This window comes from Micromonospora sp. DT62 (genome assembly GCF_049847285.1).
Taxonomy (GTDB): Bacteria; Actinomycetota; Actinomycetes; order Mycobacteriales; family Micromonosporaceae; genus Micromonospora; species Micromonospora reichwaldensis.
In genome coordinates, this window is sequence record NZ_JBNCOB010000017.1 from 22,600 (window position 1) to 42,263 (window position 19,664).

Below are 19,664 nucleotides of genomic sequence, written 5' to 3' on the forward strand. Positions count from 1 at the left end.
CGCGTCTCAGGGCCGGCCGGCCTCGAACGTCTCCCGGTCGAGGAAGAGCAGCCGGGCCCGCTTGCCGTTCACGTCGATCAGCGGGCCGGCGACGAAGCCGGTGCGCAGGAGCCGCTCGACCGCCTTGTCGTTGCGCGCGTCCGGCTCCATCACGACGCGCCGGTGTCGCGGGTCGGCGAAGACGAAGTCGAGGAACACGCGCAACAGGGTGCCGGTGAAGCCCCGCTCGATCGCGCCGGGCGGGCCGATCAGCAGGTGGGCCCCGTGGTCGCCGGGCTGGACCGGGTAGCACTCGCCGACCGGATCGGCGGCCGGCTCGTAGGTCTGGAACAGCGCCACCGGTGTGCCGTCGCGGTGGGTCAGCCAGGCGTGGTGGGTGGGCAGCGAGTCCAGGTAGCGGTAGATTTCCTCGACCCGGTCCCGCCCGGCGTCGCACATGCCCCAGAACCGGGCGCGTTCCTGGCTGACCCAGGCGTGGATCAGGTCGATGTCGGTGTCGGGGTCGACGGGTCGGATCGTCACCCGGCCGAAGCCGTCGACGTCCTGTCGGTAGGTGCTGGCGAGATCACGCATCGTGGGCCACCGTACGGTGATTCCGGTCGATGCGCGAGTAGGTCGACCCGCGGCGCGGCGCGGGCCGGCCGGCGGCCCGGGCCGCCAGCGCGAACGCCCGTCACCCGCCCACCTTCCCGCCTGCGGCGGTGACCGCCGGGGCGCTCGCGGCGACCCGGCGGCGGGCGGCGGGGACCACCAGCGGGGTGCCGGTCTCCGGGTCGTCGATCACGCGGCAGGGCAGCCCGAAGACCTCCTCGACCAGCTCGGCGGTGACCACCTCCCGGGGCGCGCCGGCGGCGACCACCTCCCCCTCGCGCATCGCGATCAGGTGCGTCGCGTAGCGGGCGGCGTGGTTGAGGTCGTGCAGCACCGCCACCAGCGTGCGGCCCTGCTCCTCGTGCAGCCGGGCGCAGAGGTCCAGGATCTCGATCTGGTGGGCGATGTCCAGGTAGGTGGTCGGCTCGTCGAGCAGCAGCAGGGGGGTCTGCTGGGCCAGCGCCATCGCGATCCACACGCGCTGCCGCTGCCCGCCGGAGAGCTCGTCGACCGCCCGGTCGGCCAGGTCGGCGACCCCGGTGGCGGCCATCGACTCGGTGACCACCCGCTCGTCCTCGCGCGACCACTGCCGCAGCAGCCCCTGGTGCGGGTACCGGCCGCGGGCGACGAGTTCGGCCACGCCGATGCCGTCCGGCGCGACGGACGTCTGCGGCAGCAGGCCGAGGGTGCGTGCCACGCTGCGGGCCGGCTGCCGGTGGATGTCCTCGCCGTCGAGCAGGACCGCCCCGGCGGCCGGCTTCAGCAGCCGGGACAGGGCCCGCAGCAGGGTGGACTTGCCGCAGGCGTTGGGGCCGATGATGACCGTGAAGGACCGGTCGGGCACGGCGACGCTCAGGTCCTGCGCGATGGTCCGCCGCTCGTAGGCGAGGGTCATCGCGGTGCCGCTCAGCCGGGACTGCATGCTCGGTGCTCCGTTCTCGTCGTGGGTGGCCCGCCGGCCGCGCCCGGTCACAGCCGGCCGGCCCGGCGCTCGGTGGCCAGCAGCCAGACCAGGTAGGCGCCGCCGAGCACGCCGGTGACCACGCCGACCGGCAACTGGTGCCCGGGGAAGGCCCGCAGCGCGAGCTGGTCGGCGGCGACCAGGAGGACCGCGCCGACGGCCGCCGAGGGCAGCAGGTTCGGCCCGGGGGCCCGGGTCAGCCGCCGCGCGAGGTGTGGCGCGGTGAGGGCCACGAAGTTCACCGGCCCGGCGGCGGCCGCCGCGAGGGAGACCAGCAGCACCGCCGCCGCCAGCACGACGAGGCGCAGCCGCTCCACGCGTACGCCGAGGGCGGCGGCGGTGTCGTCGCCCATCTCGACCAGCCGCATCGCCGGCCCGTAGCCGGCCAGCATGAGGGGCACCAGCACGCCCAGCGCGATCAGCAGCGGCAGCGCGTTCGACCAGCCGCGACCGTCGAGGCTGCCGGTGAGCCAGAGCACGGCGCGGGCGGCGTCCATCAGCGGGGCCCGGGTGAGCAGCCAGCCGTTGACGCCGGTGAGGATCGCCATGGTGCCGATGCCGACCAGGATCAGCCGGTACCCGTGCACGCCGCGCCGCCAGGACAGCGCGTAGACCAGCGCGCCGGTGACCAGCCCACCGGCCACCGCCGACGAGGCCAGCGCCACGCTGCTGCCGCCGAGCACCACCACGACGAGCGCCCCGGTGGCCGCACCCTGGGTGAAGCCGAGCATGTCGGGGCTGCCCAGCGGGTTGCGTACCAGGGACTGGAAGACCGCGCCGGCCAACGCGAGCGCGGCGCCGACGCAGAGGGCGGTGACCACCCGGGGCAGCCGCAGCTCGGTGACGATGAACTCCTCGGCCGGGGTGCCCCGGCCGGTGAGGGCGCGCAGCACGGCGGCGGGGCTCATCGGGTAGTCGCCGCTGCCGATGGCGAGCACGCCCAGCGCCAGGGCCAGCAGCACGCAGGTGACGCCGACGGCGACGGCGCGGGGACGCAGCCGCAGGGACAGGCCGCCGGTACGCAGGGTGATCACGGATGGGCCACCCGTCCGCGCTGCACCAGCCAGAGGAAGAGCGGCCCGCCCGCCACGGCGGTCACGAGCCCGACCTGGAGCTCGCCGGGGCGGCTCAACACCCGCCCGAGGACGTCGGCGCCGAGCAGCAGCACCGGTGCCAGCACCGCGCAGTACGGCAGCAGCCAGCGCAGGTCCGGCCCGGTGAGCGCGCGCACCAGGTGCGGCACCAGCAGCCCGACGAAGACGATCGGCCCGCAGGCGGCGGTGGCGGCGCCGCAGAGCAGCGTGATCGCCAGGATGACCGCGCCCCGGACCAGGGCCGGGCGGGCGCCGAGGGCGCGCGCCGCGTCGTCGCCGAGGGCGAGGGCGTTGAGCGGGCGGGCGACGGCCAGGGCGACCAGCAGGCCCGCCGCCATGAACGGCGCGACCGTGCGGACGGTCGACGGTTCGGCGCCGGCCAGCGAGCCGACCGTCCAGAACCGCAGCCGTTCCAGCGAGGCCGTGTCCACCAGCATCACCGCGCTCACGTACGAGTAGAGGGTGGCGTTGAGCGCCGCGCCGGCCAGGGCCAGCCGGGCGGGGGTGGCCCCGCGCCCGCCGCCGACGGCGTACACGGCGGCGGTGACGGCGGCCGCGCCGAGCAGCGCGAACCACACCTGCCCGCCGACGCCGCCGATGCCGAACAGCAGCGCCCCGGTGGCCACCGCCGCGGAGGCGCCGGCGTTGATGCCGAGCAGGCCGGGGTCGGCGAGCGGGTTGCGGGTCAGCGCCTGCATGACCGCGCCGGCGACGCCCAGCGCCGCCCCGGCGAGCAGGCCGAGCAGCGTACGCGGCAGCCGCATGCGGTGCACGACGGCGTACTCGGCGGCGTCGCGGTCCAGCAGGCCCTGCCACACGTCGGTGAGGGGGAGTTGTTTGGCGCCCACGGCGATGCTGAGCACCGCGACGGCCGCGAGCAGCAGCACCGACGCCGCGAGCCCGGCGGCCCGCAGCGCGGCCCGGCCGGGCCGGCGTACGGCCGGCGGTGCCGGCGGCGCGCCGACGCGGGAGGAGAGGGTGGCGGACAGTGTGGGCTCCGATTGGTGCGGAATTCCGAACGGGACTTGACAGCCGTTTAGGTTAGGTTAACCTAACCCCGCTGTCCATGGTCATTCGCCCGACCCTGATCGAAAGACACCGCCATGCCGCATCCCGTGTCCGCCCGCCGCCTCTCCCGCCGGGGCCTGCTGGCCGCCGGTGGCGCCGCCACCCTGGCAGCCCTGCTCGCCGGCTGCGGCGGGGACGAGGACTCCGCCACCCCCACCGCCAAGGACTCCGGCGGGCCGTGGTCGTTCACGGACGACCGCAACGAGAAGGTGAGCGCCCCCGCCCGGCCGACCCGGGTGGTCGCCTTCACGGGGGTCGCCGCCGCACTTGTCGACTTCGGGCTCGACAAGCAGATCGTCGGGGTGTTCGGCGAGACCAAGCGCTCCGACGGCAGCAAGGAACCGCAGGCCGGCGACCTCGACGTCGAGTCCGTGGAGATCCTCGGCAACGTCTGGGGCGAGTTCAACCTGGAGAAGTACGCCGCCCTGCGGCCCGAACTGCTCGTCACCCACATGTACGACCCGGGCGCCTTCTGGTACGTGCCGGACGAGAGCAAGGGCAAGATCCTCCCGCTCGCCCCCACCGTCACCGTGACCACCGCGCGGGTGCCGATGACCAAGCCGATCGAGCGGTACGCGCAGCTCGCCGAGTCCCTCGGCGCCGACCTGTCCGCGAAGAAGGTCACCGACGCCAAGGCCCGCTTCGAGGCCGCCGCCGAGTCGGTCCGCCAGGCGGTCAAGGCCAACCCGGGCATCAAGGTGCTCGCCTGCTCCGGCAGCCCCGACCTGTTCTACGCCTCCAACCCCAAGGTCAGCACCGACCTGATGTACTTCGCCGAGCTGGGCGTCGACATCGTCGTCCCCACCAAGCTGGAGGCCGGCGACTACTTCGAGGCGCTGAGCTGGGAGAACGCGGGCAAGTTCCCGGCCGACCTGCTCCTGCTCGACAACCGCAGCACCGCCCTTCAGCCCAAGGACCTGGCCGCGAAGCCGACCTGGCAGCAGCTGCCGGCGGTCAAGGCCAACCAGGTAGCCGCCTGGGACGCGGTGCCCCGCTTCTCGTACGCCGGCGCCGCGCCGCTGCTGGAGAACCTGGCCACCGCCATCAAGGGCGCGAAGAAGGTCACGTCGTGACCACCGCCGTCGCCGTCCAGTACCGCCTCTTCGCCGCGCAGGTCGTCGGCGCCCGCCGCGTCGGCGCCTCCCTGGTCCGGGTCACCTTCGGTGGGCCGGAGCTGGCCGACTTCGCCGGTGGCGGCCGGGACCAGAGCGTCTCGCTGTTCCTGCCGCACCCCGGTCAGCCCGCGCCGGTGCTCCCCGCCGAGGCGGGGGAGGACTGGTTCGGCGCCTACCGGGCCATGGACCCCGACGTGCGCGCGGTGATGCGCTCGTACACCATCCGGGAGCAGCGTCCCGAGGCTGCCGAGGTGGACATCGACTTCGTCAGCCACGGCGACACGGGCCCCGCCTCCCGCTGGGCCCGGCACGCCCTGCCGGGCGACCGGGTGGTCCTGCTCGGCCCGGCCGTGCACGACAACCGCAGCGTCTGCTTCCGCCCGCCGGTCGGCACCGACTCCGTCCTGCTGGTGGCCGACGAGACCGGGCTGCCCGCCGCCGCCGGCATCCTGGCCTGGCTGCCGCCCGGCACCCCGGTACGGGCCTGGATCGAGGTTCCCGACGCGGGGGACATCCAGGAACTGCCCACCGAGGCGCGGGCCGAGGTGCGCTGGATCGTGCGGGGCGCCACCGTCGCCCCCGGCAGCAGCCTGCTGGCGGACGCGGTGCGCGCCGCCCGGCTGCCGAGCGCCAACCCGTACGTCTGGATCGCCGGCGAGTCCTCCATGGTGCGCTCGGTGCGCCGGCACCTCGTCGGCGAGCGCGGCCTGAACCGCCGCCACGTCACCTTCTCCGGCTACTGGCGCCGGGGCGCCTCCGAGGACGCCCTGCGCGCCGAGGCCGTCGCCTCGGCCACCGCCTGACGATGCCCGCCGCGCGCCGCGTCCCGCCCCGATGGGACGCGGCGCGCGGCGTCCGGCCGGTCGCTCAGAACTCCCGGTACATCACGTGCAGGCCCACCCGGCCGAGGGTGGGATGCCGGAACGCGCCGGGCACCGTGCCCACCACGTCGAACCCCTCCCGCCGGTACAGCTCCACGGCGGTGGCGTTGCTCGCCACCACGGCGTTGAACTGCATGCCGGCGTACCCCCGCTCGCGGGCCCAGTCGACCGCGTGCCGGCACAGCGCGGTGCCGACGCCCCGCCCGCGCGCCGCGCGGGCCACCATGAAGCTCGCGGTGGCGACGTGCGCGCCCGGCCCGGGGCGGTTGGTGCCCATCTTCGCGGTGCCCAGCACCGCGTCGCCGTCGACCGCGACCACCGTCCGGCCGGGCGCGGCCTCCACCCACATGTCGTACGCCTGCTCGGCGGTCAGCTCCGGGTCGTAGGGGAAGGTCTCCCGCGCCCGGACCACCTCCTGGACGATCGGCCACACCTGGGCCCAGTCGGACTCGTGGAACTCGCGGATCCGCATCCGGCGGATGCTAGGGACGCTCCGGTGCGGCGGCAAGGCGTTTACCGGCGGGGAGGGCGCGCCGGCGGCCCCGGGACGCCGAGGTGGACGTCCGCGCACTACCCGTCGACGAGCTGCTCCCGGAGGATGTCCGCGTGCCCGCAGTGCTGGGCGAGCTCGCGCAGCACGTGGAGATACACCCACCGCAGCGGAAGCGGGCCCCGCCGGTTGCCGTGCAGGATGTCGTCCATGCCCAGGGACGACGTCGCGCGGCGTGACGCCTCGCAGGCCTCGCGGTGTGCGCGCTGGACGGTGGCGATCGTGTCGTCGTCATCGAGGATGAACGACTCGTCCGGCGTCGCGGGGATGCCGATCTCAGCGCGCGACCGGCACGTGACGGCTTCGTCGAACCAGACCTTCTCGACGAAGGTCACGTGCTTCACGAGGCCCAGCAGCGTGGTCCTTGAGGCCACCAACGAGCGGCGCGCCTGTTCCTCCGTCAGCCCGTCCAGGCAGCCGTTGAGCGCGCGACGGTGCTCGTCGAGGAACGACTCGAACTGGGCCCGGGCTGGCTGGGCGACGACCTGGTCGGCGAAGGTGGGCGGGTAGGAGGGCATGGGAGAAGCATTCCAGACCGGCCCGCTCGCCGCGGCCGGGGCTGTCGTCGGCCGGCGGTCGACAGGCTAGTTTGCTCGGATGAGTTCCCTCGATGACGTCGCGAGGCGTGACGGTTGGCGGTGCTGGGTGTGCGACGAGCCGGTCGACGCCGGCAGGTCGGTGAACGACCCGCGTGGTCCCAGCGTCGACAGCCGTACCGCCGACAGGAAGGCCAAGGTCGCCGAGCGACTCGCGCACCGTGCCTGCAACACCCGCAAGGGCGCGGTCAAGGCGGTCATCGCCTGGCCGGACCACCTGCACGTGGTGGAGCCCGCGCCACTGATCACCGTCGCCGAGCGACTCGAACGCAAGGGTGGCCGCGAGCTGGTCGCCCGCTGTCCGAGCGAGAAGGACGCCCAGGAGGCGGCGGACTGGCTGGTCGACCGGTTCTCCCGGCTGGTGCCCGGACTACCGGTGACCGCGAGCGTCGACGCGGGCGGCGGACAGTACCTCGTCACCCTGGCCGCCGGCCGCCGCTGACCGGTGGCCCTGGTCGGCGCGTCGCCGACCAGGGTCCGATCCGTGAGCGTCCGGCAGCCCGGGACCCGAGCCGCCACCGGCGCTGCGGCACACCGCGCTCACCGGCCGTCTCCAGCCGGTGGCGTCGGTGGGCGATCACTTCCGATCAGAAGGGGGGTGCGTCCTCGCCCATCAGCGCCAGCACGACGCCTCCCTTCCCGCTCTTGAGGCCCTGGACCACGACCTTGCCGGTGCTGCCGTCGGGCAACTCCAACGTGAAGGTCTTCCCGATCGCGTTCTTGGGGCCGTTGCCGGCGCTGTTGGCGGGTCGGAAATCGCCCGCCCACGGCGGGGTCCCACCCTTGCGGGCGGGCTCGGCGAAGAGGGCGGCGGTGCCGGGGGTCCGGGTGCCGTCGGAGGAGAGGAGCACTGAGGCGCTGCGATAGGTAGCCATATGCGCCAAGGCTATCCCGGATCGCGCCCGTTCGCGCCACCACAACTGCCGGGTGACGCGAACGGCTTCGGCAGACGACGGTGACCTCGTCTCACCCTCGTGCCACATCCTGGACCTCGATTCTCCGAAGATGGTGTCGTATCGGGGCGTGGCCGTTCGTGGAACCGGTGTGCGGCGGCCCGGCCGGGCCGTCGGACACGAGGAGCCGGGCAGGGCCCCCGTCCGGGGGCTGGGAGGAGACGACATGACGGAGTACCTGATCACCTTCAACGACGAGTGGGTGCCCGAACACACGGCGGAGCAGCTTCGCGAGAAGAGCAGGGCCAGCTGGGCCGTGATGGCGGACATGCAGGCCGCGGGCGTCCTGCTCTTCAGCAACGGAGGGCTCGACCGGTCCACCGCGGTGTGCAGCGTCGAATCGGTCGACGGCAGGCCCGTCTTCACCGACGGCCCGTACGTCGAGACCAAGGAGCACCTCGGCGGCTTCGCCGTCGTGGACGTGCCCGACGACGAGGCGGCGCGACACTGGGCCGGCAGGCTCGCGACCGCGCTCGACTGGCCGCAGGAGGTGCACCGGTTCCGAGGCCCCGGGGCGCGCCCGGCGTAACGGCTCCGGGGAGAAGCGAGCGTGGTGCCCGGATACCTGCTGTCCGTCCACGCGACGTGGCCCTGGCCCTCGCCGCCGAGGGGTCGAGAGCGTGCCGCGGTACGGTCGAGGTGCGTCCCTTCCGAACCGGGGAATCCGTCCGAGCGCTGCCGGAGCCATGACCGATCTCACCGTCGAGCAGGCGATCACCCGTGTCCACCACGAGGAGTGGGCGCGGGTGGTCGCCGGCCTCGCGCGCCGTTTCGGCGATCTCGACGTCGCCGAGGAGGCGACGGCCGAGGCGTTCGTGGCGGCCGCGGAGCGATGGCCGCGCGAGGGCGTACCGTCCAATCCCGGCGGTTGGCTCGCCACCACCGCGACCCGCAAGGCGATCGACCGGCTCCGTCGCGAGTCACAGCGCGACGCCAAACACCAGGCGGCCCGGATCGTGTTCGACGACACCCCTGCTGAGCCGACCGGCCCGGTCGAGGACGACCGGCTCAGACTGATCTTCACCTGCTGCCACCCCGCGCTCGCGTTGGAGGCCAGGGTGGCGCTCACCCTGCGCCTGCTCGGCGGCCTCACCGTGCCCGAGATCGCCCGCGCCTTCCTGGTGCGGGAGACCACCATGGCGCAGCGGATCACCCGCGCCAAGGCGAAGATCAAGGCGGCACACATCCCCTACCGGGTGCCCTCGGCCGACGACATCCGCGAACGGCTCGCCGGCGTGCTCGCGGTCGTCTACCTCGTCTTCAACGAGGGCTATCTCGCCAGCGAGGGCAACGACCCGGTGCGCGTCGACCTCACCGAGGAGGCGATCCGCCTCGGCCGCCTGCTCCGGACCCTCCTCCCGGACGACGGCGAGGTGGCCGGCCTGCTCGCCCTGATGCTCCTCACCGACGCCCGGCGGCCGGCGCGCGTGTCCCGCACCGGGGAACTGGTGACCCTCGCCGAGCAGGACCGCGGCGCCTGGGACCGCACCCTCATCGCCGAGGGCAACGCCCTCCTGCGCGAGCGGATCGAGGCGGTGGCGACCGGCGGCGGCCCACCCGGGCGCTACCAGCTGCAGGCCGCGATCAACGCGGTCCACACCGACGCCCCGTCCAGCCGGGACACCGACTGGCCCACCATCGTCGCCCTCTACGGGCGCATGTCGCTGCTCGACCCCTCACCGATCGTGCGGCTCAACCGGGCGGTCGCGGTCGCCGAGGTCGACGGCCCCGGGGTCGGGCTCGCCGAGATCGACCGGCTCGCCGAGGCCCTCGACGGCTACCACGCCTTCCACGCCGCGCGCGCCGACCTGCTGCGGCGACTCGGGCGCGGCGGCGAGTCGCGGACCGCGTACGACCGGGCCATCGGTCTCGCCGGCAACCCCGCGGAGCGGGCCTACCTCACCCGCCGCCGCGACCAGCTCGCCGGCTGACCGCCACGTGGAGCCAGCCCGTTCCCGTCCACCTGCCGTGACCGGCGCCGACCGGAGCGCGGCAGAGGCAGCGGTGGCTCGACGACCCTGGCAGGATCGCGCTTTCGACCCTGCCGCGATGCCGAGGAGACAGCCTGGTGAAGGCCGACCACTACGACAGTTTCGCCGAGCGCTACAGCGCGGACAACGACTCCAACCTGATCAACGGCCACTACGAGCGGCCCGCGATGATCGGGCTTGCCGGGGACGTGAACGGCCGGCGGATCCTCGACGCCGGCTGCGGTTCGGGTCCCTTGTCCGCGGCGCTTCGCGAGCGAGGGGCCATCGTGACCGGCTTCGACTCCAGCCGCGCGATGGTCGAGCTGGCCCGACGGCGGCTGGGCGGGGACGCCACGCTGCTGGTGGCCGACCTCGGTGAGCCGCTTCCCTTCGCCGACGCCGCGTTCGACGACGTCGTCGCGTCCCTGGTCCTGCACTACCTGGAGGACTGGACCGCGCCCCTGGCCGAGCTGCGACGAGTCCTGAGGCCAGGGGGTCGCCTCATCCTGTCCGTGAACCACCCGATGGTCTACACGGCAGTGAACCCGGGCGCCGACTACTTCGCCCTCGCACGGTGGTCGGAGGAGTACACCTTCGACGGGCACACCGCGGAGCTGACCTACTGGCACCGGCCGTTGCACGCGATGACGGCTGCGTTCACCGACGCGGGCTTCCGCCTGTCGGTCGTCAGCGAACCCCCCATGTCTCCCGAGACCCCGCGTGAGATCCTGCCGCCACATCTCGTGGACCGCACCACGTTCATCTGCTTCATCTTCTTCGTCCTCGAAGCGCACTGAGTCCGGGCCGGTCCGCCACCGGCCTTCCCGCCCGGGCCTGCGCCGACGGTGCCGAACCCTTCCGGGCCTGCGCCGACGGTGCCGAAAGCGCAGTCGGCGGCTCAGCCGAGGCGCACGTGGGCCGGCCGTTCGGGCCGGCCGGTGCCGGTGCCGTCGAGCGTCGTGCCGACCGGTACGGCGGGCCGGGCCGGTACGACGGGCGCGTCCCGGCCGGTGCCCCGGTGGCCGTCCCCGTCGTGGCTCGACTCCTCGTGGTAGTCCTGCTCCACGTTGACCGACCACACGTCGTGGCGGGTGCCGCAGGCGATGTTCTCGGCGGTGAGCATCGCCGTCAGCATCGAGTGGTCCTGGTTGTTGTACCGGTGCATGCCGTTGCGGCCCACCGGGTGGACGTTGGGCACCTCGCGGGCCAGCCAGTCCCGGATCACGTCGACGTTGTGCTGGTAGCGCTCGTCGTAGACCGGGTACGCCTTCGGCATCCGCACCACGTACCCGGCCTCGACCACCGCCGGCCGGACCAGACCGAGCCGTTCCAGCTCGGCCGTCGCGGCGGCGACCAGCTCGGCGTCCGGCGTACGCCAGGTCTCGTCGTCCTCGAACACGAAGTACTCCAGGCCGAGGCAGGTGCGGCCGTCCTTGACCAGGTGCGGCGACCAGGAGCCGAAGTTCTGGATCCGGCCGACCTTCACCGCCGGGTCGTGCACGTAGATCCAGTTGTCCGGGAACGAGAACTCCTCCGGCACCACCAGCGCGACGGTCAGGAAGTCCCGGTACCGCAGGCCGGCCGCGGCGGCCAGCACCTCCGGAGGGGCCGCCGGGCGCAGCGCGGCGACCAGCTCGGAGATGGGCATCGAGGAGACGACGTGCTCCGCCGGCTCGGTACGCTGCCCGCCGGCCCCGTTGACGGTCACGGCGACGGCCCGGCGGCGCTCCGGGTCCCGGTGCACGGCCGTCACCCAGGTGCCGGTGTCCACCCGGCCCCCGCGCCGGCGCACCTGCTCGGCGCAGCGTTCCCACATCATGCCCGGGCCGAGCTTCGGGTACTGGAACTCCTCGATCAGGCTGGTCACGTCCTTGCGGTTGCGTCTGGGCAGCACCGCGTTGCGGACCGCCTTGGCCAGCGACAGGTTCTTGATCCGCTGCGCGGCCCAGTCGGCCTGCAACCGGTCGGCCGGCATCCCCCAGACCTTCTCGGTGTACGTCTTGAAGAACATCGAGTAGAGCCGCCAGCCGAACCGGGCCGAGACCCACCCCTCGAAGTGCGACTGGTCCTTCGGCGGGCGCAGCCGGGCCCGCGCGTACGAGCCCATGCACAGCACGGCCTCCCGTACGCCGAGGTTGCGCAGGGCGTTCGCCGCGCTCAGCGGGTAGTCGAACAGGGCGCCCCGGTAGTAGATCCGGCTCATCCGGGGCCGCAGCAGGAAGTCCTCGTCGGGCAGGATCTCGTGCCAGAACTCCTCGACCCGGGCCACCTTCGTGAAGAACCGGTGCCCGCCGATGTCGAAGCGCCACCCGTCCCGCTCGACGGTGCGGCTGATCCCGCCCACCACCTCGTCGGCCTCGAACACCCGGACCGCGCTGTCGCGCCGGAGCAACTCGTACGCCGCGGTCAGGCCCGCCGGCCCAGCGCCGATGACCACCGTGCCGTGCTCTTCGCCCATGCCCGTCGCCCCCTGCTTCCGCCTTCCGGAAGCCGCCCGCTTACCCGGCACCGGCCCGAACTCACCCCGGATTCCCGTCCGCTCCCGGGACACCCCGACGGGCGGAGCGCCCGGGGCGCCCCGCGACGCGCCTGGCGCCCGGTTGCGCGCCGACGTGTCAACGGCCCCGGAACGGGGATGTGGCACCGGTCGGGCCGCCGGATCGGGAGACGCGTGATGGACAGTGGGCGGGCCGTCTCGGACCGGCGGTGGCGCACGCTGCCCGTCCGGCTGGCCGGGCGTGGGAACGACCTGCGGCGGGCGGCGTCGCGGGCCGCCGGCCGGGTGCCGGCGCCGTGGCTGTTCGTCCTCGCCGTCTTCCTCGGTACGAAGATCGTGCTCAGCGCCCTCGGGGTGCTCGCGCTGAGCGCCTTCGACGACGTGCCCTGGGCCCCGCCGCCGGACGAGACGATGATGCGCGAGCAGCAGCGGGCGATCTCCGGGCACCGCGCGGTCGCGCTCTGGTTCGCCTGGGACTCCTTCCTCTACGACCGCCTGGCGCAGCTCCCGCTCGACGAGCCGTGGCCCGACTTCGGCTTTCCCCTGCTCTATCCGTTCCTGGCCCGCCCGCTGGCCCCGCTGCTGGGCGGGGACACCGCGCTGGCGTTGCTGCTCATCGCGAACGTCGCGTTCCTGCTGACGCTCTTCTACGCCCACCGGCTGGGCGAGCGGCTGCTCGGCGACGACGCCTCCGCCCGCCGGTTCGTCCGCTACCTCGTGCTGCTGCCGGCCGGGTTCCTGTTCCAGGCGGCGCTGACCGAGTCGCTGTTCCTCTGCCTCGCGCTCGCCGCCTTCCACTACGCCGAGCGGCGGCGCTGGCTGCTCGTGGGCGTCGTCGGCTTCTTCCTGGCGACGAGCCGCTCGGTGGGGTTCCTCGTCGTGCTCCCGCTGGCCCTGGTGCTGCTACGGCAGCACGGCTACCGGCTGGGCCCGCGCGCGTGGTGGACGTACGTGCGCGTCGGCTGGCCGCTGGCGCTGGTGCCCGCCGGCTGGCTGGCGTTCATGGCGTTCTGCCGGTGGCAGAGCGGCGACTGGTTCGCCTACAAGCACGCCCAGGAGACGGGTTGGGGCATCCGGGTGCAGAACCCGCTGGCGGTGCTGTGGCACGGCCTGACCGGCAGCCCGCCCCGCGACGCCCTGCGGGTGTGGGTCGCCGTGCTGGTGCTGGCGGTCCTGCTCGCGGGCGCCCGCCGACTCGGGCTGCCCTATCTCGTGTACGGGCTGACCATGGTCCTGGTGCCGCTGTCGATGGGGCCGCCGGTGTACAAGAGCCTGCTGCGCTATCTGCTGGCCGTCTTCCCGGTCGCCCTCGTGCTGGCCCGCTGGGCCCGCCACGTCGGCGCCGACGCCTGGCTGACCGCCGCCCTGGCCCTGCTCCAGGGCGCGCTCTTTGTCACCTGGCTCGCCTACTGGACCCACTTCATCATCTGAGCCCGCCTACGCCTGCTGCCCGCGCGCCGGCGTACGGGCGGCGACCGCGCGCACCAGTTCCTCGGAGAGCGCCGTCGAGACCAGCGCCAGCCGACTCGCGTCGGCCTGCACGTCGACCTGCGCGACCGCCACGCTCTGCGACTCCAGGGCCGGATCGACCTCCCGCGTCGCCGTCGCCCCCGAGGTGAAGCGCCGGAGCGCCACCAGGACCGCCGCGGCCTCACCGGCGGCGTCGGCACGCTCGCGGCTCCAGCCGGCCGCCACCGCCCGCTGCCGGGCGGCGCCCGCCACGGACTCGTCGAGCGGGCCCAACGCACGCAGGCCGTCGCTGATCTCGACGCAGCGGCGGTAGAGCCGTTCGCCCAGGCGCCACGCCCACCGGGGGTCGACCTCCGGCCGGCGCGGGGGATGCAGGGCGATGGTCGGCATCGCCCGGTACAGCAGGTACCACAACGCGTGCAGGTCGCGGTGCGTGGCGTACCGGCGCGGCCAGGCGCGGACGCCGTCGACCGCCTTGCGTGCCGTCGCCAGCACGAAGCTGGCCCCGATCAGCGACACCGACAGCATGATCAGCGTCTGCGTCGCGGCCGGCTCGGGCCACGGCGGCGCCACCCCGGCCAGCTTGAGGCAGATGAACAGGGCCTTGTGCGCGACGAATCCCGCACCGAAGGCCGCGCCGGCGCTGAGCAGCCGCATGCTGGTCCTCAGCCGGGCGCCGGCGTAGCGCGCGTAGCCGGCGGACACCCGCAGGATGTCCACGACCGTCACCCCGAGGCAGGTCAGGAACGCGAGCATGTAGACGCCGACCGGTGGCAGGTCGCCGTACCGCTCGGCGAAGTGCAGGGGCTCGGATTCGGGGAAGTCGGCCCGCGAGAACGCCGCGACCATCACGCCGAACGCGACGGCGAGGAACACGCCCCGCCGCGCCATCAGCCGGCGTGCCCGCCCGGGGTCGCCCAGGTGCAGGAAGAGGAACTGGATCGCCGCCGCGGCGAGCAGCGCCGAGCCGTGCTCCACCAGCTTGGCGAGATTGGCCACGCCCGACACGCGGTCGAGCAGGCTGTGCACCGGCGCCCACCCGGCGGTGACGGCCACCCCCATCCCCAGGCAGATCCCCGCGCTCGCCAGGATCCTCGGGTTGGCCGGATCTCGACCCAACGCCCTGAGCTTCACCAGGAACGCCACCGCGGCGACGCTGGCGGCGACCAGATGACCGACCGTGACGAGCACCGGATCTCCCGCCTAGTCCGTCAACGCCGCGGCGATGCGGTGCATGACGGCGGCCGTGACGCCGCCCAGCTCGTCGAAGGCCACGTCCTCGCCGCCGCCGTCGAGCCGTGCCCCCAGGTACGTCGCCAGCAGCTCCGCGTCGTGCTCCTGCTGCTCGTCGAACGTGGCGGGGGAGCGGGCGAGCACCCCGTGCGTCGCCGCCGTCTCACCCGCTCCGCCGGCGGAGGGCACCGCCCGCGCGGTGTGCCGCAGGGCGATGTGCATCAGCTCGTGCAGGATCGTCTGGACGCGCAGCACGGGCGGCGCGTCGCGACTGAACAGGACGTAGTCGGTCCCGGAGGTCGCCACCCACAGCCCGCAGGGCCCGGCCTGCCCGTCGACGCTCATCGCGGCGAGTTGGATGCGCCGACCGCGCGTGGTCTCGAGCGCGGACACCAGGCCCCGCACCGTCAGGGGCGACGGCAGGTCCACGTCGAGCTGGCGCAACAACCGCTGTCTCCGACGCCGTCGGTGCCACATCGCCCGCCATCACTCTCCCCGCCGGGCCACCAGCCCGAGAGACCCCCGTGTCGTGTCACCCGCCCGCCGCGTCCACCCCGGACGGTCGACGCCCGTGCCGGCCGCGACGGCGCGGGTGCGGGCAGCATAGCCAAGCGCGACGACACTGTGACGCCCGAGCGGGGCGGAACGTGACAGCTCGCGCCCGCGGTGTGCCCGCCGCCCGGGACGGTCGGCAGAATGTGGACCGTGCACGACGTCATCGACCGCCCCGACCGCCGCACCAGCAGGCTGCTCGCCCGCGCCGCCACCGAGGTCTTCGCCCCGGCGCTGCTGGCCGCGCTGATGCCCGTCGTCGTGGGCCTGCACGCCGCGTCGCCCGTCGAGGCGGGCCTCGCCTGGGCCCTGGTCGGCTCCCTGTTCTGCTCGGTCATCCCCAACAGCCTGATCTGGTGGGGCGTACGCCGGGGCCGGCTGACCGACCACCACATCAGGCGACGGGAACAGCGCCGGCGGCCACTGGCGTACGGGCTGCTGTCCGTGCTGGTGGGCCTCGCCGTGATGATCGGGTTCGGCGCCCCGCGCCCCGTCCTGGCGATGGTCGTCGTCATGTTCGCCCTCGGCCTCGCCGTGACCGTGGTCAACCTGGCGTGGAAGCTCAGCATCCACGCGGCCGTGGCGGCGGGCGCGGCGGCCGTGCTCGTGATCGAGTTTGGACCGGCGCTGCTCGCCTCGGCGCCCGTGGTGGCGCTGGTCGGCTGGTCGCGGGTGCGCCTGCGCGACCACACCGTCGGTCAGGTGGCCGCCGGCACCGTCGTGGGGACGCTCATCGCCGCCCCCACGTTCCTGCTGCTGCGGTGAGCGAAGGCGGGAGCCCGCCCTACGTCCGGCCGCGCCCCGTGGTCTTGTTGCGTGCCTCCAGCGCCGCGACCTGCTCCACGATGGCGCGTAGGCTCGCCCTGGGCGCTCCCGGCGGCATCCGGCGGGCCAGGACGGTGATCGTCTCCAGGTCGGGGTCGCCCTCGCCGTCCGCGGCCACGGTGTCGAAGAAGTAGCCCGGGGGCACCCGGAAGAAGTTGGCGAGCTGCTGGATCGCCGACCGGGTGGGATTGTCCCGCTCGCCGCTCAGCAGGTAGTTGACGTAGCTCGTCGAGAGCCCCGTGGCCCTGGCGACCTCCTCCGGCGAGAAGGGCCTGTCGCCGCCGGGCCGGCGATGCGTCTCGAACAGGTGCCGCAGCCGGTCGGCGAAGGACGTCGATCCGCTGGCCTTGCCGCCGTCGGCCATGACCACCCCTCCCGATCCGACCCGAGGACGCCCACCATAGTGGTTGGGCCGGGTTGCGCCGCCACAATGGTTGCGGGCCGTGGCGGACCGTGCTTGACTGGCCACGCCGACCACTGTTGTGGCAGTGACACCGTAGCGGACAACCATAGTGTGTGGTAGGACACCCGCACCAGCGGGTGTCGACTCCGCGTCGGCCGACGACCGCCAGGCGTGGCACAGGGGGACGGAAACGGGGGATGCGCAAGCCGCTCAGGGCGCGCACCGCACCGCACGCCGGGAAGCAGCCGGCAGGGGGGACCGCAGCCGGTACGGCCGCGCGCATCTGGGGGGCCGTCCTCCGAGCGACCTGGCGCCAGGTGGCCCCGGGCGCCATGCCCGGGGCCACCGACGACGGTGTCCACCGTGGCCGGCCGTCCCGGTGACCGGAGGGTCGTCAGCCGGCTGACGCGCCGGATCCCGCCGCCCGTGGGCGGGCCGGGGTGACCTCGGGGGCCGGCCCGGTGCTGTCCCGGCGCACCACCTCGGCGGGCAGCACCTCGACGCGGGGCGCCGCGGCCCCCGGGTCGAGCGCCAGCGACATCGCGCGGGCCCCCATCTCGACCAGGGGCAGCCGGACGGTGGTCAGCGCCGGGGTGACGTCCCGGGCGATCGGCATGTCGTCGAAGCCGATGACCGACATCTGCCGGGGCACCGCCACCGACCGGGAGCGCAGCAGCGCCAGCGCGCCGATCGCCATCGAGTCGTTGAGCGCCACGACGGCGGTCAGCTCGGGGTCGGCGTCGAGCAGCGCGGCGGTGGCGGCGACGCCGCCGTCGCGGTCGAACTCGGCGTGCCGGACGCGGTGCTCGGGCAGGCTCAGCCCATGCGCGGCGAGGGACTCCCGCAGGCCGGTGAGCCGGTCGGTGGTGGTGGTGAGCACGGCCGGCCCGGCCACCACCCCGATCGCCCGGTGACCGAGTTCGTACAGCTCCTCGCCGATCAACCGGCCGCCGGCGCGGTTGTCCGGCATCACCGCGTCGCCGGAGTGCTCGTGCCGGCCGATGACCGCGACCCGCCCGCCGGTCGCCTCGTACGCGGCGAGCTTCTCGTTGAGCAGCCGGGTGAAGGTGGCGTCGTGGTAGCCCGAGCCGGCCAGGATGATCGCGGCGACCTGCTGGCCGCGCAGCAGCTCGACGTACTCCAACTCGCGGTCCGGGTCGCGGTAGCTGTTGCAGATCATCAGCAGCCGGCCCTGGTCGGTGGCGACCCGTTGCAGGCCCCGGGTGATCTCGGCGAAGTACGGGTCGGAGACGTCGTGCACGATGACGCCCACCGCCACGCGGTGCGAGCGGGCCAGCAGTTGGGCGTGCGCGTTCGGCACGTACTGGAGGTCGGCGACGGCGCGTAGCACGCGCTCGCGGAGCTCCTCGGTGACGGGCTTGCTGCTGCCGTTGATCACCCGGGAGGCGGTCGCGGGCGAGACTCCCGCCCGCCGGGCCACGTCGGACAGGGTCGCCACTGCCGCCCCCTCGGTCGTTTCTCGACGGCCGCGCCCCGGTGCCGGCCATCCGTCACCGTACCGCAGCGAAAGCGCTTCCCCGCCCCGGCGCCCGCCCGCGTGGCCCGGCGGGCGGCGCCGGCCGGGAGACGGGGCGGACAGCCCCTTGCCTGAGGAGGGAGGCGTTCCCTACGCTGCCCAGGAAAGCGCTTGCCTGAGATTCGCCGCCGGGAGCCTCCCGGCGGCGGTGCAGGCGTGGAACAGGTCGCCCGCCGCCGTCCCGGTCGGAGGCGCCCGCGGAGGGAAGGAACACCATGACCCGCAGGTCGATAGGCATCATCGTCAACGGCGTCACCGGCCGGATGGGCTACCGGCAGCACCTGGTGCGCTCCCTGCTCGCCATCCGCGAGCAGGGCGGCGTGCCCTTGGCCGACGGCACGTCGATCTGGCCCGAGCCCGTCCTGGTCGGGCGCAGCGAGACCAAGCTCCGCGAGATCGCCGAGCGGCACGGGCTGACCGACTGGACCACCGACCTGAGCGCGGCGCTGGCCCGCGACGACGTCGAGATCTACTTCGACGCCCAGGTCACCCAGCAGCGGGAGAAGGCGATCCGCCGGGCGCTGGACGCCGGCAAGCACATCTACACCGAGAAGCCGCTGGCCGAGGACACCGAGGGCGCCCTCGACCTGGCCCGGGCGGCGCGCGCCGCCGGCGTGCGTACCGGGGTGGTGCAGGACAAGCTCTTCCTGCCCGGGCTGCGCAAGCTCAAGCGGCTCATCGACGGCGGCTTCTTCGGCCGGATCCTGTCGGTGCGCGGGGAGTTCGGCTACTGGGTGTTCGAGGGCGACTGGCAGCCGGCCCAGCGCCCGTCCTGGAACTACCGCAGCGAGGACGGCGGCGGCATCGTCGTGGACATGTTCCCGCACTGGCAGTACGTGCTGGAGGAGCTCTTCGGCCGGGTGCGTACGGTCTCCTGCCTCACCGCCACGCACGTGCCGCAGCGGGTCGACGAGGCGGGCCGCACGTACCCGGCGACCGCCGACGACGCCGCGTACGGCATCTTCGAGCTCGACGGCGGCGTGGTCGCGCAGCTCAACTCCTCGTGGTGCGTCCGGGTGCACCGCGACGAGCTGGTCGAGTTCCAGGTCGACGGCACCGAGGGCAGCGCCGTGGCCGGGCTGCGCAGCTGCCGGGTGCAGCACCGGGCGGTCACCCCGAAGCCGGTGTGGAACCCGGACCTGCCGGTCACCGAGCCCTTCCGGTCGCAGTGGACGGAGGTGCCGGACAACGAGGAGTTCGACAACGGCTTCAAGGTGCAGTGGGAGGCGTTCCTGCGGCACGTCGTCGCCAACGAGCCGTTCCCGTGGGACTTCCTGGCCGGCGCGCGCGGCGTGCAGCTCGCCGAGCTGGGCCTGCGGTCGGCGCGCGAGGGCGCCCGCCTGGACATCCCGGAGCTGGACCTGTGAG

General features: G+C 74.0%; 21 protein-coding genes. 9 read left to right on the forward strand and 12 right to left on the reverse strand.

Going from position 1 to position 19,664, the window contains the following annotated elements:
- Nucleotides 1-6: 6 nt before the first annotated feature.
- From ACPXCB_RS21555 to ACPXCB_RS21570, 4 genes are all read right to left on the reverse strand, one after another.
- Nucleotides 7-573, reverse strand: a complete 567-nt coding sequence (locus ACPXCB_RS21555; protein ID WP_425877370.1) for a GNAT family N-acetyltransferase — start codon at nucleotides 571-573, stop codon at nucleotides 7-9.
- A gap of 100 nt (nucleotides 574-673) precedes the next feature.
- Nucleotides 674-1,513, reverse strand: a complete 840-nt coding sequence (locus ACPXCB_RS21560; protein WP_425877371.1) for an ABC transporter ATP-binding protein — start codon at nucleotides 1,511-1,513, stop codon at nucleotides 674-676.
- A 47-nt stretch (nucleotides 1,514-1,560) separates the two neighbouring features.
- Nucleotides 1,561-2,586: a FecCD family ABC transporter permease gene (locus ACPXCB_RS21565; protein ID WP_425877372.1), complete on the reverse strand. Its 1,026-nt coding sequence runs from the start codon at nucleotides 2,584-2,586 to the stop codon at nucleotides 1,561-1,563.
- Nucleotides 2,583-3,659 (reverse strand): FecCD family ABC transporter permease, encoded by a 1,077-nt coding sequence (locus ACPXCB_RS21570; protein ID WP_425877453.1) that lies wholly within the window; start codon nucleotides 3,657-3,659, stop codon nucleotides 2,583-2,585. The genes ACPXCB_RS21565 and ACPXCB_RS21570 overlap by 4 nt, the downstream gene beginning before the upstream one ends.
- A gap of 90 nt (nucleotides 3,660-3,749) precedes the next feature.
- Between ACPXCB_RS21570 and ACPXCB_RS21575 the strand changes: the two genes are divergently transcribed.
- A complete protein-coding gene (locus ACPXCB_RS21575; protein ID WP_425877373.1) occupies nucleotides 3,750-4,787 on the forward strand; it encodes an ABC transporter substrate-binding protein in 1,038 nt (345 codons plus the stop codon).
- Nucleotides 4,784-5,632 carry a siderophore-interacting protein gene (locus tag ACPXCB_RS21580; RefSeq protein WP_425877374.1) on the forward strand — a complete coding sequence of 283 codons (849 nt, stop codon included), beginning with the start codon at nucleotides 4,784-4,786 and terminating at the stop codon, nucleotides 5,630-5,632. The genes ACPXCB_RS21575 and ACPXCB_RS21580 overlap by 4 nt, the downstream gene beginning before the upstream one ends.
- Before the next feature lie 64 nt (nucleotides 5,633-5,696).
- On the opposite strand, the gene ACPXCB_RS21585 is transcribed toward ACPXCB_RS21580, so the two are convergent.
- Both ACPXCB_RS21585 and ACPXCB_RS21590 read right to left on the reverse strand, forming a co-directional pair.
- On the reverse strand, nucleotides 5,697-6,182 hold the full coding sequence (locus ACPXCB_RS21585) for a GNAT family N-acetyltransferase (protein ID WP_327028717.1): 486 nt from the start codon (nucleotides 6,180-6,182) through the stop codon (nucleotides 5,697-5,699).
- A 98-nt stretch (nucleotides 6,183-6,280) separates the two neighbouring features.
- Nucleotides 6,281-6,778, reverse strand: coding sequence for a DinB family protein (locus tag ACPXCB_RS21590; RefSeq protein WP_425877375.1), 498 nt, complete (start codon nucleotides 6,776-6,778; stop codon nucleotides 6,281-6,283).
- Nucleotides 6,779-6,857: 79 nt separating this feature from the next.
- Here ACPXCB_RS21590 and ACPXCB_RS21595 point away from each other — a divergent pair, with 79 nt between their 5' ends.
- Nucleotides 6,858-7,298: a hypothetical protein gene (locus ACPXCB_RS21595; protein WP_425877376.1), complete on the forward strand. Its 441-nt coding sequence runs from the start codon at nucleotides 6,858-6,860 to the stop codon at nucleotides 7,296-7,298.
- A 145-nt stretch (nucleotides 7,299-7,443) separates the two neighbouring features.
- Here the strand turns inward: ACPXCB_RS21595 and ACPXCB_RS21600 are convergent, their stop codons facing one another.
- Complete coding sequence (locus ACPXCB_RS21600; protein WP_425877377.1) at nucleotides 7,444-7,731, reverse strand: hypothetical protein; 288 nt, start codon at nucleotides 7,729-7,731, stop codon at nucleotides 7,444-7,446.
- 244 nt (nucleotides 7,732-7,975) lie between these two features.
- Here ACPXCB_RS21600 and ACPXCB_RS21605 point away from each other — a divergent pair, with 244 nt between their 5' ends.
- The 3 genes from ACPXCB_RS21605 (at nucleotide 7,976) to ACPXCB_RS21615 (ending at nucleotide 10,576) form a co-directional block, all read left to right on the forward strand.
- Nucleotides 7,976-8,338 carry a YciI family protein gene (locus tag ACPXCB_RS21605; protein ID WP_425877378.1) on the forward strand — a complete coding sequence of 121 codons (363 nt, stop codon included), beginning with the start codon at nucleotides 7,976-7,978 and terminating at the stop codon, nucleotides 8,336-8,338.
- A 157-nt stretch (nucleotides 8,339-8,495) separates the two neighbouring features.
- A complete protein-coding gene (locus ACPXCB_RS21610; protein WP_425877379.1) occupies nucleotides 8,496-9,740 on the forward strand; it encodes an RNA polymerase sigma factor in 1,245 nt (414 codons plus the stop codon).
- A gap of 137 nt (nucleotides 9,741-9,877) precedes the next feature.
- Nucleotides 9,878-10,576 carry a class I SAM-dependent methyltransferase gene (locus tag ACPXCB_RS21615; protein WP_425877380.1) on the forward strand — a complete coding sequence of 233 codons (699 nt, stop codon included), beginning with the start codon at nucleotides 9,878-9,880 and terminating at the stop codon, nucleotides 10,574-10,576.
- A 101-nt stretch (nucleotides 10,577-10,677) separates the two neighbouring features.
- Here ACPXCB_RS21615 and ACPXCB_RS21620 read toward each other — a convergent pair whose 3' ends face one another.
- Nucleotides 10,678-12,237 carry an NAD(P)/FAD-dependent oxidoreductase gene (locus ACPXCB_RS21620; RefSeq protein ID WP_425877381.1) on the reverse strand — a complete coding sequence of 520 codons (1,560 nt, stop codon included), beginning with the start codon at nucleotides 12,235-12,237 and terminating at the stop codon, nucleotides 10,678-10,680.
- A 216-nt stretch (nucleotides 12,238-12,453) separates the two neighbouring features.
- On the opposite strand from ACPXCB_RS21620, the gene ACPXCB_RS21625 reads away from it, so the two are divergent.
- The gene (locus ACPXCB_RS21625; RefSeq protein WP_425877382.1) at nucleotides 12,454-13,707 is read left to right on the forward strand and encodes a hypothetical protein; all 1,254 of its coding nucleotides are present in this window, start codon (nucleotides 12,454-12,456) and stop codon (nucleotides 13,705-13,707) included.
- A gap of 6 nt (nucleotides 13,708-13,713) precedes the next feature.
- On the opposite strand, the gene ACPXCB_RS21630 is transcribed toward ACPXCB_RS21625, so the two are convergent.
- Together ACPXCB_RS21630 and ACPXCB_RS21635 are read right to left on the reverse strand one after the other, a co-directional pair.
- Nucleotides 13,714-14,937 carry an MAB_1171c family putative transporter gene (locus tag ACPXCB_RS21630; RefSeq protein WP_425877383.1) on the reverse strand — a complete coding sequence of 408 codons (1,224 nt, stop codon included), beginning with the start codon at nucleotides 14,935-14,937 and terminating at the stop codon, nucleotides 13,714-13,716.
- Between the two features lie 12 nt (nucleotides 14,938-14,949).
- Nucleotides 14,950-15,426, reverse strand: coding sequence for a hypothetical protein (locus tag ACPXCB_RS21635; RefSeq protein ID WP_425877384.1), 477 nt, complete (start codon nucleotides 15,424-15,426; stop codon nucleotides 14,950-14,952).
- A 258-nt stretch (nucleotides 15,427-15,684) separates the two neighbouring features.
- Between ACPXCB_RS21635 and ACPXCB_RS21640 the strand changes: the two genes are divergently transcribed.
- Nucleotides 15,685-16,296, forward strand: a complete 612-nt coding sequence (locus ACPXCB_RS21640; protein WP_425877385.1) for a phosphoesterase PA-phosphatase — start codon at nucleotides 15,685-15,687, stop codon at nucleotides 16,294-16,296.
- A gap of 19 nt (nucleotides 16,297-16,315) precedes the next feature.
- Here ACPXCB_RS21640 and ACPXCB_RS21645 read toward each other — a convergent pair whose 3' ends face one another.
- Both ACPXCB_RS21645 and ACPXCB_RS21650 read right to left on the reverse strand, forming a co-directional pair.
- A complete protein-coding gene (locus ACPXCB_RS21645) occupies nucleotides 16,316-16,720 on the reverse strand; it encodes a helix-turn-helix domain-containing protein (RefSeq protein WP_425877386.1) in 405 nt (134 codons plus the stop codon).
- 433 nt (nucleotides 16,721-17,153) lie between these two features.
- Nucleotides 17,154-18,218: a LacI family DNA-binding transcriptional regulator gene (locus tag ACPXCB_RS21650; RefSeq protein WP_425877387.1), complete on the reverse strand. Its 1,065-nt coding sequence runs from the start codon at nucleotides 18,216-18,218 to the stop codon at nucleotides 17,154-17,156.
- 293 nt (nucleotides 18,219-18,511) lie between these two features.
- Between ACPXCB_RS21650 and ACPXCB_RS21655 the strand changes: the two genes are divergently transcribed.
- The gene (locus ACPXCB_RS21655) at nucleotides 18,512-19,663 is read left to right on the forward strand and encodes a Gfo/Idh/MocA family protein (protein WP_132234929.1); all 1,152 of its coding nucleotides are present in this window, start codon (nucleotides 18,512-18,514) and stop codon (nucleotides 19,661-19,663) included.
- Nucleotide 19,664: the final 1 nt, after the last annotated feature.